Source organism: Mycobacterium paraterrae (assembly GCF_022430545.2).
In the GTDB taxonomy this organism is placed as follows: Bacteria; Actinomycetota; Actinomycetes; order Mycobacteriales; family Mycobacteriaceae; genus Mycobacterium; species Mycobacterium paraterrae.
In genome coordinates this window covers 3,434,670-3,449,101 of record NZ_CP092488.2, presented here as the reverse complement: position 1 = coordinate 3,449,101, position 14,432 = coordinate 3,434,670, and the positions used below count along the sequence as shown (strand labels likewise).

The window sequence follows — 14,432 nt, the reverse complement described above, 5'->3', positions numbered from 1 at the left end:
AGGACGGTGTTCCAGGTGGGTGGACAACGTACGGCCCCTGGGATTCGGGTGGCTGTGGCCCAACATTGCCGCGGGAATGACGTCTCCATGGCACGCGTCTTCTCCGGCACCCAATGGCGGGAGTTGACGCCTCCCCCGCCCGGCGGAGTCGAGACCGTCCGGATCGAAGCACCCGATCTCCGGAGAGCACAGCGCTTCAGCGCGCAAATCCGAGCCGATGCGGTTGACGACGGGTGCGGTCCCTCGGTCATGCTCGACATCGAAGTTGTGATCGATGCCGACCCGCCAACCGCTCGCCGGCGCCTGAGTGCCGCGCTGGAGACCCTGAACGACTGCGCGTCCAACACAGTGCGCTTCGTCGGCACAGCCAGTGGCCTGGCAGGGCTCATCGCCGACGTCTACGTCCTAGGCATAGCCGACGGTGTCGCCCTGATTCCCCTTGCCGACCAACGCCAGATGTCGGAAGAGTTTGACCTCGTCGTGCGACTGCTGCACGCAAAGGGCCTGCTGCAGCCCGAAGCGAGCACCCCACTGCACGCTGCGGGCTGATTCAGCGCGGGCATTCGTGCGGTGACGGGCGCGGCGCGACGGCCTACGGATGGCGGGCGTGACGTTCGGCGCCGTGCACGTCCACCAGACTACGTCCGAGCCGATACGCTTCGCGAAAATCAACGCCCACATACGATTTCGCGGCCAATTGATTCAGCGGATCCTTGGCGTTGACCGCGATGGTATTCGGCAACCAACTGAACAGTGCGACGTCAGAGGTGGAGTCACCGTAGGCGACGCAGTTCTGGGGGCCGAGGCCCAACAGGGCAAGAATTTCCCGGGTGATTGAGACCTTGTCCTCAGCCAAGAGTGTCGACGTGGCGGTCACGGTCTCACCGATCCAGATGTTCGAGCCGAAGGCGGCGTGGGCACCCCACCCCTCGAGGCGTTTGACGAAAAAGTGCGGCGATTGCGAGATGACGATGCTGCGTTCGCCGCGTTCGTGGATGTCGTCGAAGACGTCTCGGACGCCGTGCATCCACATCGCAGCATCGAAGGCCCGATCGATCTGTTCCTCGGTCACCCCGTGCCACAGCGCCAGCGCACGGTTCCAGAAAGAGATGTCGTCGATCTCGCCCCGTAGATAGGCCTCCTCGATGTCCGTCGCCTCGGCGAGTCGCCCGACGTATCGCGAAAGCTCGACGATTGCGGCGCCCATCAGCAGCGTGCCGTCCATGTCGAAGACGTGGAGCAGCGGCCCTGCTTCCACCAGCGGGATCGGGTGTCGCGGGTGCATTGCCTCCCCTTGTCCTGTTCGAGGCGGCGCTGATCTTCGGCCGAGGCGGCCTCGACGAACGCCAAGCTTGAGCCGCGACTCCGCGATTGCGTTGCGCGGGAACGACCTTCAGCCGCCTCGGGGGCCTCTCAGCCGGAGTGGCGCGCTCGACCGTATGTCAGTTTAAGGTGTGCACATCGCGGATGCAACGTGAATAACGTTTCTACCGGCCTACCGTCGGCGCGGCCCTCGCTCGCCCCGAATAGCTTGTGGCATGGTTGATTAGCGAACGTCGAGCATTCTGTACCGTGTGGTAGAAACGTTAATCGAGTGCGGAGGTATCCCGGTGCAGGTGACCACCGTCTTGGGTCCTGTCTCAGCAGACGACCTCGGCATGGCGTTGACGCACGAGCACCTCTTCAGTGATTGGACCCGACCTGCGAAGGTTCCCGAGGAAGCGGCTGAGCGTGCGCTGTACCACGCTCGGGTCGACGCCTCCATCAGTTGGCTCCTGAGCGACAATCCACGCTGCTGCTTGGACAACTGTCGTCAAGATGATGCCGACGCCATGGTCGAGGAGCTGCAGAATTTCGTCGGCGCCGGCGGGCGGACGGTCGTCGACTGCACGAACGCAGATATCGGTCGGAATCCCCTCGTGTTGCAAGAGATTTCGAAACGAACCGGACTCAACATAGTGATGGGGTCGGGTTGGTACGTTCACCCCTTCCACGACGAGAGCAAAGCATTGGCCACCGCCGACGATCTGTGCGACGAACTTGTCGCAGAGTTCGCGAACGGAGCCGGCGATACCGGTGTGCGGCCCGGCATCATCGGGGAGATCGGAGTCTCGCCGAAGTTCACCGACGGGGAAAAGACGCGCTTGCGCGCCGCATGTCGTGCCCAACGCCAGGTCGGAGTTCCGTTATTCATCCATCTCCCGGGGTGGCAGCGACGAGCATTCGAGGTGCTCGACATAGCGGTGAACGACGAGGGGGTGGCTCCGCAAGCGATCGTGTTGTGCCACATGGACCCTTCCGGGGAGGATGTCGAGTACCAGCGGGCTGTGGCGGGCCGGGGAGTGTGGCTTGAATTCGACATGATCGGCATGCCGTATTACTACGCCGGCGAAGGGCAATCCCCCGCGCCGGAGCAGACCGCGCGCGCCATTGCGGGACTGATTCGCGACGGACACGCTGCACAAATCCTGCTCAGCCATGACTTGGCTGCAAAGAGCATGTGGACGCGCAACGGCGGCAACGGGATCGGCTACGTCCCGCGATTGTTCCTGCCTCGACTGCAGCGGCATGGCGTACCGACCAGCGTGGCAGCATCGCTGATGACCGCCAATCCTCGCAACCTCTTCAGGCATTCGCTCGCCGCCCGCTGAGGGTCTGGCTGCGGCCGTAACCTCAGTAGGAGTGTTAACCGGATAGAAACGTTTTTACCCGGGCCTCGGGCACTTCGAGTGGCTAGTATTTCTCGGTAGATCGGGTATGCGACTGCCGGATGGCTATGGCAGCCGAATGAAGAATCGAAACCATTCGATCGGGCACCGGAGCTCAGCAGGGCAGCGAAGGTGCGACGTCATCGACGCAGTCAAAGTTCCTTACTCGCCGAGCAAGTGACCACATCGCCTTCAGGAAGGTTTTCAGATGAGTGAATCCTCGCTCTGGCGCAACATGGCGGTCAACGCAGACATCAACAAGAACGGAATGTACGCGATGTACCCGGATGGGACCGAGTATGTTTCGGCATACCTCGAAGCACGCGGCGGCCCGTATGGCGCAACGCTTTTCGTCGGGCTCCAAGCGTTTCTCATGGAGTACCTGTCGCGACCGATCGCGGTCGAGGATGTCCAGGAAGCAGAACGCGTCGTCCGTGGCCACGGCTCGCGATTCAACCGCGAGGCCTGGCTCGACATCGTCAACGAATACGACGGCTACCTGCCCTTGGAAATCGAGGCCGTTCCTGAAGGATCGGTGGTGCCGACGCGCAATGTACTGCTGCAGGTGATCAACACCGACCCCCGATATCCATGGCTTCCCAGCTACATCGAATGCGCGTTGCAGCGGGCACTGTGGTATCCGAGCACTGTCGGCACCACGAGCTGGATATGCAAGCAATTCGTGCGCGGTTCGCTGGAACGAACGTCGGATCATCCAGAGCTACTCAGGCTCTACCTCCACGATTTCGGTGCGCGAGGCGCCAACTCGTTCGAGTCGGCAGCTCTCGGCGGTATGGCGCACATGGTCAACTTCGACCGGTCGGACACTGTCCCGGCCTATATCGCAGCGTCGCAGTACTACAACGCCGCCTACCCGGGCGCAGTCAATCTGTTGTGCGAGCACTCCAACGTCTCGGCGGCAGGGCCCGACGGCGAGGCCAAGTTCTTCCGGCAACTGCTGAGCAACACTCAGGACGCCGCTATCGCGTTGCTGGTGGATACCTATGACCAGGACAACTGCGTGCGCAACGTCATTGGGAAGGAATTGCACGACGACATCTTGTCGTTCCCCGGTTTGGTGGGTATCCGCTGCGACTCCGGAGATCCGATAACCAACCCGGCCGACGTCGTCGAAGACCTGATGAAAAGCCTAGGATCATCGACAAATACCAAGGGCTTCAAGGTATTACCGCCCAACGTCCGCGTGATCCAGGGCGACGGCCTGAACGTGAACACGTTCCGCGAACTCTATGCGGAGCTGGAACGGCGCGGGCTTGCCGCGGACAACGTGCTGTGCGGGATGGGCAGCGGCCTCTTGCAAGAGGTGAATCGTGACACTCAGTATTTCGGTTATAAAGCGAACGCGGCGCAGATCAACGGCACCTGGCACGACATCTCCAAACGGCCGAAGGGCAGCGCCATCAAGCACTCCAAGGCAGGACGCCTGGCACTGGAATACGTCGACGGCGACTACCGCACCGTCGCGCGAGACTCGATCCCGGCCGAAAAGAACGTTCTACAGCCGGTTTTCCGCGACGGACGAATTCTCACGGTCTGGGACTTCACCGAGCTGATCGAGCGCAGCGAGCGGCCGACACCGGCCTACTACTACGAAGACCTCGCCGACGATCTTCAAGCGGCGTCATGACGACACCCGAACCACGGCCTATATCTGCGCGAATGCGTTGCAGCCGAAAGATTTCCATCACAACAGGTTAAGGACAGACGTACATGGCACTCAAAATCTGGGTTACCACACCCTTCTTCTACCCTGACATGAACCGTCCCTGGTCAGAACTCCTCAACGACATGCTCAGCGTCGTCGACGCCGCGGAAGACCTCGGCTTCGAGGGCGTCTCGATCAACGAAAACCTCTTCCAGAACTACGTCACCAACCCGTCGTCGTTGGCCTTCAGCGCCTTCGTGGCAGCACGAACCAAACGCCTGCGCATCCTGCCGGGAGTAGTGGTGCTGCCCTACTACAACCCCCTGCTCATCGCCTCGGAGATGAGCCTGCTCGACCACCTAGCTCCCGGACGCATGGGCATCGGCGTCGCGCGGGGAGGCAGCCGGTACCAATTGGACCGCCTCGGGGTTGATCCCGCCGAAGCGCGTTCGATCTATGAAGAGTCGCTGCACATCATCAGACGCCTGTGGGCCGAGGACGATGTGAGCTACGACGGCAAATTCTTCTCCTTCCCGCCCACGACAATCGTTCCCAAGCCGCTGACGAAGCCACACCCCGACATTTGGGTGGCCTCGCAGAGCGTCCAGGGCGCGGAAAAGGTGGGTCGGGAGGGCTTGAACCTCATCACAGCCCCCAACTACGGAAGCTTTGAGCCCTACGGCGACCTGGAAGCGCTGCTGCAGAGTTACAACGACGCCGCCGAGGCGAGTGAGCATCCACGCGGTGAGGTGATGGCGCTGCGCCATACGTGGCTCGGCCACACCGAGGAGGAGGCCCTGGAATACTTCGACGATTTCGTCAACGAGTACAACTTCTACATCGCATTCGTGAAGGACGAGGGTAACCGGGCGAGCCGGGAGGACCGCCTCGCCGCACGCGGCGTCGGCGACAAGGACCGCAAATACATCGTCGGTGGGCGCGTCACGCCTGAGACCGAACAATTCTCGTCAGACAACCTCGCTGACAAGTACTCCGACCCCATTCTGACTACACCCGACAAGATGATCGAGCGGTTCAAGACCTACGAAAAGCTGGGCGTCGACCACCTTTCCTGCTTAATAGCGGTGGGCATGCCACGCGAGGCGATGATCAAGCAAATGGAGTTCATGGCCAAAGAAGTCCTGCCGGCATTCGCGGACTAGGCGCGCGGCGTCGGGCCCGCGTCTTCGACTCTCGAGCGACAACGACAAAGTGAGGACTACAGCATGCCCATCTCCGTAGGAGAGCTCGCCCCTCTCGACGGCATGAAGCGCTGGGCCTTCCTGGAAAAGGCGCAACGGCTCCGATTGGCCACCGCTCTTCCCGGCGAGCCCATCAACCTCTCACCGGTGTGGTTCGTCGTCATCGACGACACCGTGCACATCCCGCTCGATCCGACCGTAGGAGACCCCGGGCAGACGACGACACCCGACTTCCGCCATATCGAAAACATCGACGCCGGTGGCCGAGTGTCTGCACTAGTGGACGAGGGCGACGAGATCGCGAACTTCCGCGCTGTCCAACTGGAAGGCACCGCCAAGGCAGTCACCGATCCCGAGATCATCGAACTGCTACTGGACTTGGTGGCAGAAAAGTACTTTCACCTCGGTCACCCGCACCTCGAGTACTACTTCAGCGCAGGCGCTGTCGCGGCACGACGCTGGTATCGGATCGTTCCCGAACGCCTTGACGGCTGGGACATGCGCGAGCTACCCCAGCCGCCCGTCCAGGATTTCCTGTCATTCCCCGACCACCTCGGCGCCAGGAGCTAAGCAGATGCTCTACGAGGTTCGCGAATACGTCGCCGTGCCCGGACGGCTCCCTGCGGTGATCGAACTCTTCAACGAAGCCACCATTCCCCTGTTCGCCAAGCACGGCATGGAACTTGTGCACGTCGGCCGCACCTCGGTCGGCCCGGAATCGCTGAACGAGCTGGTCTACACGTTGCGATTCGACGACATCGCCGAAATGCAGCAGAAGTGGACGGCGTTCCTCCACGACCCGGAGTGGGTCGCTGCGGCTGCAGCCAAGGAAGCCGAGGGACCGATGTTGCAGACGATCCGACGTCGCCTGCTCGACCCCGGACCGTTCCAAACAGCGAGCGGAACCCATTCATATGAGTGAGCGGACCAGCTTCTTGTTCACGAACTCGTCCATGCCGTAGCGGCCCAGCTCGCGACCGAAGCCGGACCGCTTGACGCCACCGAACGGGGTTTCGGCCTGGTCGAGCATCACCCCGTTGATGTAGACCATTCCCGCCTCGATGCGGTCGGCGACCCGGTATGCCTGTTCGCGGTCGGCGGTGAAGATGTACGACCCCAGGCCGTAAGGGGTGTCATTGGCGACGGCCACCGCCTCGTCCTCGCCGCTGACGCGGAACACCATGGCCACCGGCCCGAACAACTCCTGCCGGTACGCCTCGCTGTCGGCCGTGACGCCGGTGAGGACGCCGGCCGGGAAGAACGCGCCGCGGCGCTCCCCCGCCGAGGCCAATCGTGCCCCGCCGTCGACCGCCTGCCGGATCTGGGCCTCCAGCCGGTCGGCGGCCAGCACCGAGGAGAGCGGCGCCAGGTCACCGCTGGCGGCGAGCACTCGGGCGGTGAAGCGCTCGAGGAAGTCGTCATAGAGGTCCTCGACCACGATGAATCGCTTCGCCGCGTTGCACGACTGGCCGACGTTGTCCAAGCGGGCCGCCACGGCGGCGTCGACGACGGCGTCGATGTCGTCCGCGCCGAGCACGATGAACGGGTCCGACCCACCCAGCTCGAGGACCACCTTCTTGAGATTGCGGCCGGCGATCTCCGCGACCGCCGCGCCGGCGCGATCCGAACCGGTCACCGAGACGCCGGCGATGCGCGGGTCCCCAATCATGTCGGCGACTTGTTCGTTGGTCGCGTAGACGTTGACGTAGCAGCCGGCGGGGAAGCCGGCGTCGTCGAAGATCCGCGCGATCGCGGCGGCCGAACTCGGGCACTGCGGCGCATGTTTCAGCACGATCGTGTTGCCCACCATCAGGTTCGGGCCGGCAAAGCGTGCGATCTGGTAGCTGGGGAAGTTCCACGGCATGATGCCGAGCAGCGGGCCCAGCGGTGCACGCTTGATCACGGCGCTGCCCTGGGCGTCGGGCCCCAGGTCGACCGGTTCGTCGGCCAACAGCGTCGCGCCGTGTTCGGCGTAGTAGTCGTAGATGTCGGCGCTGAAGTCCACCTCCCCGAGCGCGTCGGGCAGTGGCTTGCCCATCTCGGTGTTGATGATGCGGGCGAGGTCGTCGCGGCGCTCGCGGTGCAGCTCGGCGACAGCGCGCAGCAGCGCCGCGCGGTCGGCCGGCGCTGTCGCCCGCCCCCAGGACGAGGCGGCCGAAGCCGCCGCCACCAGGGCGCGCTCGATCTGTTCGTCGGTGGCCTCGGGGTAGGTCTCCACGACCTCCCCCGTCGCCGGGTTCGTGACCAGGTAGCTACTCACTGCACTCCTTCTCGTGGCGGGAAACGGAAGCCGGAACCTAAGCTCAACCGGTCAGCGCGCGGCCGTGACATCGCCGCCCGCCCGCTGCGCCAGCCACACCGGGAGTGCCGCGGCGAGCGTCAGCACCGCCGCAGCCACGTTGACCACCGGGGCCTGATTCGGGCGAGACAGGTTGTCGTAGATCCATAGCGGCAGCGTCTTGGTGGGTCCGGCGGTGAACGTGGTGACGACGATCTCGTCGAAGCTCAACGCGAAGGCCAGCAGCCCGCCCGCCAGCAGCGCGCCCCGCAACTGCGGGAACGTCACCCAGCGGAACGTCTGCCAGGCGGTGGCGCCCAGGTCGGCCGAGGCGTCCTCGAGGCTCGACCCCAGCCGGCGCAGCCGGGCCTGGACGTTGTTGAACACGACCACAATGCAGAAGGTGGCGTGGGCGACCACGACGGTGGCAAGGCTCAGCCGGACACCGAGCACCGAGGTGAACGTCGTGCCCAGCGCGATGCCCGTGACGATGCCCGGAAGCGTGATGGGCATCGTCAGCAACAGGCTCACGGCGTGCCGCCCGAAGAACCGGTGCCGCTGCAGCGCGAAGGCGGCCATGGTGCCCAGCACCAGCGCGATCGCCGCGGCGCAGGCGCCGACGAGCAGGCTCGCCGCGAGCGCCTGCCACGCGCCGCCGCTGTGCGCGGCCGCCCGCCACCACTGCAGTGTGAACCCGGTGGGCGGGAAGGCGAAGGTGCGTGAACGGTTGAACGAGTTGATCACCACGAACACCAGCGGCAGGTAGAGCAGCACCAGCACCCCGACGGCCCAGCCGGCTATCAGGCGGCGCAGCCCGGGCGACAGGACGGTCACGAGTCCTCCTCCAGCGCCCCGGTGGCGCGCAGCGCGAACAGGTAGACCAGCACGGCAGCCAGAGGGACGTAGCACAGCGCTGCCGCGAGGGGCTGGTTGTTGGCGGTTACCAGCTGCCCGTAAATCACGTTGCCGAGGAGTTGCGCCTTGCCGCCGACGATCTGCACGGCGATGTAGTCGCCCAGCGACAGCGAGAACGTGAAGACTGATCCCGCGGCGATACCGGGGAAGATCAGGGGTGCCGCGACCCGGCGCAGGGTGGTGCCGCTGCGAGCGCCGAGGTCCGCGCTGGCCTCCAACAACGAATCCGGTACCCGCGCGAACGCCGTGAAGACCGGAAGGATCATGTACGGCAACCACAGGTAGGCCAGCGTGACGATGGTGGCCGCCAGCCCGTAACCCGCGAGCTGGTCGCCGGTGAGCCAGTCCAGGAGTCCGGACGGGGCCAGGAGGCCCCGCCAGGCGTAGGCCTTCACCAGGTAATTTGCCCATAGCGGTGTGGTCACGGCGACGACGAGCGGGACGCGGGCCCGCGGCGACGCGATTTTGGCCATGAACAATGCGACCGGGACGGCCAACACGGCGTCGAGCGCGGTGACCGCGAGCGCGACCAGGATGGTGCGGACGGTCACCGTCCCGAAGACCGGGTCGCGGAGGAGGGCCTGGAAGTTGCCGGTCGTATAAGCGTGCACGACCTCTCCGGTGAAGTCGTTCACCAACCAAAACGCGCTGACCAGCAGCACCGCCATGGACGCCAGGTAGGCCACGGTCAGCCAGCCGAGTGGGGGCAACAACAGCAGCGCCGGCCCGAGCCGGCGCAGCGATACCGCGGCCGACCGCGGCGGCCGGATCAGCCCTTGATCTGCTGCCACTTGTCGACCCATTCGCTGTAGGGCGTGCAGTTGTCGCCGCTGCCGTCGACGCACTGCTTCTGCGGCGAGGTCCAGTAGTGGATGGCGGCGGCCAACTTCTCGTCCGTGGCGTGGTAGACGTCGCAGAAATCCTTCTGCGACGTGTGGTCACACGCCTTGGTCTGCGCGGGTGCTTCGCCGAAATACTCCGCGACCTGGGCGTTGACCGCCGGCGAGGAGATCCAGTTCATCCACTTGTACATGCAGTTGGGGTGCGCGGCCCGCGCCGCGATCATCCAGGTGTCCGACCATCCGGTGGCGCCTTGGGTAGGCAGCACGGTGTTCACCCGGACCTTGTTGTCGGCGCCGATGGTGTTGGCGATGACCTGCCAGGACGTGCCGATCACCGAGGTGCCCGACTCGAACGCCTGTACTTCCTTGGTGTAGTCCGCCCAGTACTCGCCGACGGCCGCCCGCTGCTTCTTGAGCAGGTCGACCGCGGCGTCGAGCTGGGTGGGCGTCAGCGAGTAGGGGTCCTTGATGCCCAGTTCGGGCTTGGTGGTCGACAGGTACAGCGCGGCGTCGGCGATGTAAATGGGCGAGTCGTAGGCGGTGACCTTGCCCTTGTATTTGTCGGCGTCGTCGAACACCGCGGCCCACGTGTTGGGCGCGTCCCGCACCACGTCGACGTTGTACATCAGCAGATTGGCGCCCCAGCCGTGGGGGATGCCGTACATCTGACCGCCGACGGAGTTCCACCCTCGCTGCTTGAGGAACGAGGAGACGGTCGCGTAGTTGGGGACCAGGTCGGTGTTGACCGGAGCGACCGCCCCGCCGTAGATCAGCCGCAGCGAAGCGTCGCCCGAGGCGGACACGCCGTCGTACTGGCCGGTGCGGATCAGCTGCACCATCTCGTCGGAGGTGTTGGCGACCTTGACGTTCACCTGGCACCCGGTCTGGTTCGCAAACGGGTGCACCCAGTCGTCGGCCTTGTTGTTCGAGCCGTCCTCGGCATAGCCGGCCCAGGCGACGATGTTGAGCTGGCCCTCCCCGTTACCCAGGGTTTGCAGCTGCGGGATGCTGGGCGGCTTGGTGCCGCCGGTCCCCTGCGTCGCGGATTTCGACGAGCAACCGCCCAACGTCCAGGACAGCAGGACGGCGCCGACCGCAGCGGCGGCTTTCAGTCTGACGTTCACTGCTGACTCCTCTTCTTCGTTTCGACGGCGCCCGGCCGGTCAGCCGGCGAGCGGGTGCAAGGCGTCCTGCGACCAGGCCAGCGTGACGGGTTCGCCCCGGCGCACCGAATCGATGGTTCCGGCGGCGTTGAGGCTGGTCACCGACAGCGTTGCGGGGCCGACGTCGGCCAGCAGCCGGGTGCTGGCGCCGGCGTAGATGACTTCGGCGACCGTGCCGGCGCGGGTGACGTGCCCGGCGGGGGTGGGCGCGCCGTCGGGAACGATCGCGATCTTCTCGGGTCGTAGCGCCCATGTGCCGCTGCGGCCGAGCAACTGCTCGGCGGCGGCGCCGGAGAGCACATTGGAGGTGCCGACGAATCCGGCGACGAAGCGATTGGCGGGCGACTCGTACACCTCGCGAGCCGGACCGACCTGCTCGATCCGCCCGTCGTTGAACACCGCCAGGCGATCACACAGGGTGAGTGCCTCGTCCTGGTCGTGCGTGACGAACACGAACGTGATGCCCACCTCGCGCTGGATGGCCTTCAGTTCCACCTGCATCTGCTCGCGCAGCTTGAGGTCGAGCGCGCCCAGCGGCTCGTCGAGCAGCAGGATCGCCGGGCGGCAGACCAGCGCGCGGGCGAGTGCGACCCGTTGCCGCTGTCCCCCGGACAGCTGGTGTGGTTGGTGCTGGCCGCGGTCGGCGAGCCGGACCATCTCCAGCGCCTCGGCGACCCGCGTGGCGCGCTCGGCCTTGCCCACCTTTCTGACTTTCAGGCCGTAGGCGACGTTCTCGGCGACGCTCAAATGCGGAAACAGGGCGTAGTCCTGGAAGACGGTGTTGACGTCACGCCGGAACGGCGGCAGCCCGGTCGCGTCGACGCCACCGAGGGCGACGACGCCGTGGGTCGGCTGTTCGAACCCGGCGATCATCCGCAGCACAGTCGTCTTGCCGGATCCCGACGGTCCGAGCATCGCGAACAGCTCGCCGTCGAAGATGTCGAGATCCACACCTGCCACGGCCGTGGCGGACCCGAAGGTTTTGCCGACGTTCCGGAGCGAGATTGCCGGCGTGGCGCAGGTAGCCGGGCTATTCATCGGAAAAATCTATAACCTTAGTTTTTATATCGCAACCGGTGCGGCAGAATGACGTCCAACCTCGGGAAGGATGCGATTGGCACGGCACTATTACGGGCACGCGACAGCGGCGGTCTTCGCCCCGTTCAAGCCGATGTTTCGGGCCGAGTTCGTGATCAGGCGGCTTCGCGACGCCATCGCGCTGGGTTTGCTCCCGGACGGAACGCAGCTGCCCGGCGAAGCCGACCTCGCGGCGTCGCTGGGAGTATCCACCGTGACGGTCCGCGAGGCGCTGGCCGCGCTGCGCAACGACGGGCTTCTTCAGACCCGGCGCGGACGCGGTGGCGGCAGTTTCATCGCACTGCCGCCGGGCGGCGCGAGCGCGATCATCCGCCGGCGGCTCCAGTCGCTGAGCTTGATGGACCTGCGGGACCTAGGCGACTTCTACGCTGCGGTGTCGGGCGCCGCCGCGGCCTGTGCGGCCCAGCGAGGCACACCCGACGAAATCGAGCAGATCCGTGGCGCGGCCGAGCGGTTCGCCGCGGCCGCCGACGTCGGCGCCCGCCGCCAGACCGACGCCCGGCTCCGGCTCCTGATCGCCACCACCGCCCAGTCCCCCCGCCTTTACGCCGCGGAGGTGGAATTGCAGGCCGAGATCGGCACGCTGTTGCGGCTCACCTTCGAGCTGAAAGACGCGTTTCGCCACGACGCCGAGCTGGTAACCGAGCTGGTCGTCGCCCTCCGTGCGGCTGACGCGGCCCGCGCCCGGCACGCCGCCGAGCAGCGCGTCCGGGCGGCGACCGCCCGCCTCACCGAACTGCGCATCGACCTGGAACGCCCTTGACCGCATCCCAGCCAGAGCTCGACCGCGTCCTGCAAGCCATGGCGGACCTTGCCAGCGAGGCATTCGGCGCGGCCGACCGGATCGAGTCGGCCGTCAGCGCCCAGCTCGAGAACAGCCCGCGGCCGACGCGCGACGGCCTTGCCCAGATCGAGCCGGTGGCCGCCGAGGTACTCGCCGCGCCCGGGTCGAACATCCAGGGGGTGGGGTTCGTGGCGGCGGCCGGTGTCATGCGCGAGGCAAGACTGTGGCTGGAATGGTACGTCCGCGACGGCAACGGGCGGCCAAGCCGCCTAGAGGTCCATCCCGACCCGCTCGATTCCGACCTCGAGGATTACGAGCCTTTGACCTGGTACGCGGTGCCCCGCGACACCCGCGCACGACATGTGGCGGGTCCGTATCTGGACAGCCTGTGCAGCGACGACTACATGCTGACGTTCACCCAGCCGATTACGGTCGACGGCACTTTCGTCGGCGTTAGCGGGGCCGACATCACGGTACGGGCCGTCGAGCGGACCCTGCTGCCGGTCCTTGGTTCGCTGTCGGCGCCGGTGGCGGTGATCAACACCCAAGGCCGGACCCTGATCAGCAACACCGGCGCGCTGCTTTGCGGCGAGCTGGTCAGGACGCCGCTGGCCGAACTCGACGCCCGATCGCTGCCGGGGACCCCCCTGCACGTCGTCGGCCTGAAAGGCTAGGCGTCGCCCGAAGATTGGGTCGGGGCCACCGCGTAAGGGGTCGCCCCGGGCGAGCACATCGACCTGCGATCGGCTCCCGCCAGTTTCGGGTAGGGACCACAGTGCGTGGTGCGGGTGTCAGGCCCAGCTGGATCCGACGGCGGAGTCGGTCGACGACATGTTGTTGCCTGCCGTCTGGACTTTTTGGCCGTGGGAGTTGGCTTGTTCGTAGATGACCTGGAAGTTGCGGCCCAACTGGGTGATGAACTCCTGGCAGGCCACCGAACCCGAGCCACCCCAGAAGTCACCGGCGGCCAGCACATCGCGGACGATGCTCTGGTGCTCGGCCTCCAGGGAGGCGGCCTGGGCGCGGATCAGGGCGCCGTGGGCATCCACGTCACCGAACTGGTAGCTGATCGACATGAGTGTTCTCCTAGGTAGTTTCGGTGTCGGTGGATTAGCTGGACAGGATCTGCTGCGAGGCCTGCTCTTGGGCTTCGTAGTTGTTCGCGTCGCGGATCAAGCCGTCGCGCACACCGTGCAGCATGTTCACGATGTTGCGGAACGCCGTGTTCATCTGACCCATCGTGTCGTAGCTGGTGGCCTGAGCAGTACCGGACCAGCCGGCCCCGGCGATGTTCTGGCTCGAGGTCCACATCTTGCGGGCCTCGTCCTCCACGGTCTGGGCGTGCACGTCGAAACGCCCTGCCATCGCCCGCATCTCGTGCGGGTCAGTCATAAAACGAGTAGGCATATCTCTTCTCCTTGGTGTGGTGGTGTGCGGTGGGGAGCTGCGTTGCTGTTAGCCGGCTGAGGCGGCGTTGGCGGCCTCGGTCGCTGCGTAAGATCCTGCGCTTGTTGCGAGCATGTTGACGAATTGCTCGTGAATGGCTGCGGCCTGGGCGCTGATGGTTTGGTAGAGCGCGGCGTGTGCGTTGAATTGCGCCGCGGTCAGGCCCGAGACTTCGTCGGCGGCCGCCGGGGGCAGTCCGGTGGTGGCGCTGGCGGCGTAGGCGTTGCCGGCGTTGACCGATGAGCCGATGCCGGTCAAGGTGCCGACCGCTGAGGAGATGGCCTCGGGTTGTGTGGTCACAAAGGACATGGGTGTTTCCTTTCTGGGGTG

The 14,432-nt window shown here is 65.5% G+C and carries 17 protein-coding genes; 8 read left to right on the top strand and 9 right to left on the bottom strand.

All coding sequences use genetic code 11. The features are described from left to right. The first annotated feature begins 87 nt into the window (after positions 1-87). Positions 88-549: a hypothetical protein gene (locus MKK62_RS16635; protein WP_240258783.1), complete on the top strand. Its 462-nt coding sequence runs from the start codon at positions 88-90 to the stop codon at positions 547-549. A 43-nt stretch (positions 550-592) separates the two neighbouring features. Here MKK62_RS16635 and MKK62_RS16630 read toward each other — a convergent pair whose 3' ends face one another. Then, positions 593-1,285 carry an HAD family hydrolase gene (locus MKK62_RS16630; protein ID WP_240258784.1) on the bottom strand — a complete coding sequence of 231 codons (693 nt, stop codon included), beginning with the start codon at positions 1,283-1,285 and terminating at the stop codon, positions 593-595. 325 nt (positions 1,286-1,610) lie between these two features. Between MKK62_RS16630 and MKK62_RS16625 the strand changes: the two genes are divergently transcribed. The 5 genes from MKK62_RS16625 (at position 1,611) to MKK62_RS16605 (ending at position 6,498) form a co-directional block, all read left to right on the top strand. Continuing rightward, entirely contained in the window at positions 1,611-2,651 is a 1,041-nt protein-coding gene (locus MKK62_RS16625; protein ID WP_240258785.1) for a phosphotriesterase family protein, read from the top strand. Between the two features lie 265 nt (positions 2,652-2,916). Continuing rightward, complete coding sequence (locus MKK62_RS16620; protein ID WP_240258786.1) at positions 2,917-4,356, top strand: nicotinate phosphoribosyltransferase; 1,440 nt, start codon at positions 2,917-2,919, stop codon at positions 4,354-4,356. An 83-nt stretch (positions 4,357-4,439) separates the two neighbouring features. Next, positions 4,440-5,537: an LLM class flavin-dependent oxidoreductase gene (locus tag MKK62_RS16615; protein WP_240258787.1), complete on the top strand. Its 1,098-nt coding sequence runs from the start codon at positions 4,440-4,442 to the stop codon at positions 5,535-5,537. A 63-nt stretch (positions 5,538-5,600) separates the two neighbouring features. Continuing rightward, positions 5,601-6,146, top strand: coding sequence for a pyridoxamine 5'-phosphate oxidase family protein (locus MKK62_RS16610; protein ID WP_240258788.1), 546 nt, complete (start codon positions 5,601-5,603; stop codon positions 6,144-6,146). A gap of 4 nt (positions 6,147-6,150) precedes the next feature. After that, a complete protein-coding gene (locus MKK62_RS16605) occupies positions 6,151-6,498 on the top strand; it encodes an NIPSNAP family protein (RefSeq protein ID WP_240258789.1) in 348 nt (115 codons plus the stop codon). Here the strand turns inward: MKK62_RS16605 and MKK62_RS16600 are convergent. The 5 genes from MKK62_RS16600 to MKK62_RS16580 are packed head-to-tail and all read right to left on the bottom strand — an operon-like array spanning position 6,487 to position 11,812. Further along, on the bottom strand, positions 6,487-7,836 hold the full coding sequence (locus MKK62_RS16600) for an NAD-dependent succinate-semialdehyde dehydrogenase (protein ID WP_240258790.1): 1,350 nt from the start codon (positions 7,834-7,836) through the stop codon (positions 6,487-6,489). The genes MKK62_RS16605 and MKK62_RS16600 overlap by 12 nt on opposite strands. A gap of 51 nt (positions 7,837-7,887) precedes the next feature. Continuing rightward, complete coding sequence (locus tag MKK62_RS16595) at positions 7,888-8,688, bottom strand: ABC transporter permease (protein WP_240258791.1); 801 nt, start codon at positions 8,686-8,688, stop codon at positions 7,888-7,890. Continuing rightward, entirely contained in the window at positions 8,685-9,560 is an 876-nt protein-coding gene (locus tag MKK62_RS16590; RefSeq protein ID WP_240258792.1) for an ABC transporter permease, read from the bottom strand. Before MKK62_RS16590 ends, MKK62_RS16595 begins: the two co-directional genes overlap by 4 nt. Next, positions 9,539-10,735 carry an ABC transporter substrate-binding protein gene (locus tag MKK62_RS16585; protein ID WP_240258793.1) on the bottom strand — a complete coding sequence of 399 codons (1,197 nt, stop codon included), beginning with the start codon at positions 10,733-10,735 and terminating at the stop codon, positions 9,539-9,541. The genes MKK62_RS16590 and MKK62_RS16585 overlap by 22 nt, the downstream gene beginning before the upstream one ends. 39 nt (positions 10,736-10,774) lie before the next feature. Beyond that, entirely contained in the window at positions 10,775-11,812 is a 1,038-nt protein-coding gene (locus tag MKK62_RS16580; protein WP_240258794.1) for an ABC transporter ATP-binding protein, read from the bottom strand. Positions 11,813-11,882: 70 nt separating this feature from the next. Here MKK62_RS16580 and MKK62_RS16575 point away from each other — a divergent pair, with 70 nt between their 5' ends. Together MKK62_RS16575 and MKK62_RS16570 are read left to right on the top strand one after the other, a co-directional pair. Continuing rightward, the gene (locus tag MKK62_RS16575; protein ID WP_260060439.1) at positions 11,883-12,635 is read left to right on the top strand and encodes a FadR/GntR family transcriptional regulator; all 753 of its coding nucleotides are present in this window, start codon (positions 11,883-11,885) and stop codon (positions 12,633-12,635) included. Further along, the gene (locus MKK62_RS16570) at positions 12,632-13,330 is read left to right on the top strand and encodes a cache domain-containing protein (protein WP_240258796.1); all 699 of its coding nucleotides are present in this window, start codon (positions 12,632-12,634) and stop codon (positions 13,328-13,330) included. Before MKK62_RS16575 ends, MKK62_RS16570 begins: the two co-directional genes overlap by 4 nt. Before the next feature lie 117 nt (positions 13,331-13,447). On the opposite strand, the gene MKK62_RS16565 is transcribed toward MKK62_RS16570, so the two are convergent. From MKK62_RS16565 to MKK62_RS16555, 3 genes are read right to left on the bottom strand one after another with little or no spacing between them, the layout of a single operon-like run. Further along, on the bottom strand, positions 13,448-13,732 hold the full coding sequence (locus MKK62_RS16565; RefSeq protein WP_067336045.1) for a WXG100 family type VII secretion target: 285 nt from the start codon (positions 13,730-13,732) through the stop codon (positions 13,448-13,450). Between the two features lie 34 nt (positions 13,733-13,766). After that, a complete protein-coding gene (locus MKK62_RS16560) occupies positions 13,767-14,063 on the bottom strand; it encodes a WXG100 family type VII secretion target (protein WP_240258797.1) in 297 nt (98 codons plus the stop codon). A gap of 48 nt (positions 14,064-14,111) precedes the next feature. Next, positions 14,112-14,411, bottom strand: a complete 300-nt coding sequence (locus tag MKK62_RS16555) for a PE family protein (RefSeq protein WP_240258798.1) — start codon at positions 14,409-14,411, stop codon at positions 14,112-14,114. Positions 14,412-14,432: the final 21 nt, after the last annotated feature.

What these genes read in the sequence shown, in the direction of transcription:
- MKK62_RS16635 (WP_240258783.1), top strand. Translation starts at nt 88, where the DNA reads ATGGCACGCGTCTTCTCCGGCACCCAATGGCGGGAGTTGACGCCTCCC.
- MKK62_RS16630 (WP_240258784.1), bottom strand. Translation starts at nt 1,285, where the DNA reads ATGCACCCGCGACACCCGATCCCGCTGGTGGAAGCAGGGCCGCTGCTC.
- MKK62_RS16620 (WP_240258786.1), top strand. Translation starts at nt 2,917, where the DNA reads ATGAGTGAATCCTCGCTCTGGCGCAACATGGCGGTCAACGCAGACATC.
- MKK62_RS16615 (WP_240258787.1), top strand. Translation starts at nt 4,440, where the DNA reads ATGGCACTCAAAATCTGGGTTACCACACCCTTCTTCTACCCTGACATG.
- MKK62_RS16610 (WP_240258788.1), top strand. Translation starts at nt 5,601, where the DNA reads ATGCCCATCTCCGTAGGAGAGCTCGCCCCTCTCGACGGCATGAAGCGC.
- MKK62_RS16605 (WP_240258789.1), top strand. Translation starts at nt 6,151, where the DNA reads ATGCTCTACGAGGTTCGCGAATACGTCGCCGTGCCCGGACGGCTCCCT.
- MKK62_RS16580 (WP_240258794.1), bottom strand. Translation starts at nt 11,812, where the DNA reads ATGAATAGCCCGGCTACCTGCGCCACGCCGGCAATCTCGCTCCGGAAC.
- MKK62_RS16575 (WP_260060439.1), top strand. Translation starts at nt 11,883, where the DNA reads ATGCGATTGGCACGGCACTATTACGGGCACGCGACAGCGGCGGTCTTC.
- MKK62_RS16565 (WP_067336045.1), bottom strand. Translation starts at nt 13,732, where the DNA reads ATGTCGATCAGCTACCAGTTCGGTGACGTGGATGCCCACGGCGCCCTG.
- MKK62_RS16560 (WP_240258797.1), bottom strand. Translation starts at nt 14,063, where the DNA reads ATGCCTACTCGTTTTATGACTGACCCGCACGAGATGCGGGCGATGGCA.
- MKK62_RS16555 (WP_240258798.1), bottom strand. Translation starts at nt 14,411, where the DNA reads ATGTCCTTTGTGACCACACAACCCGAGGCCATCTCCTCAGCGGTCGGC.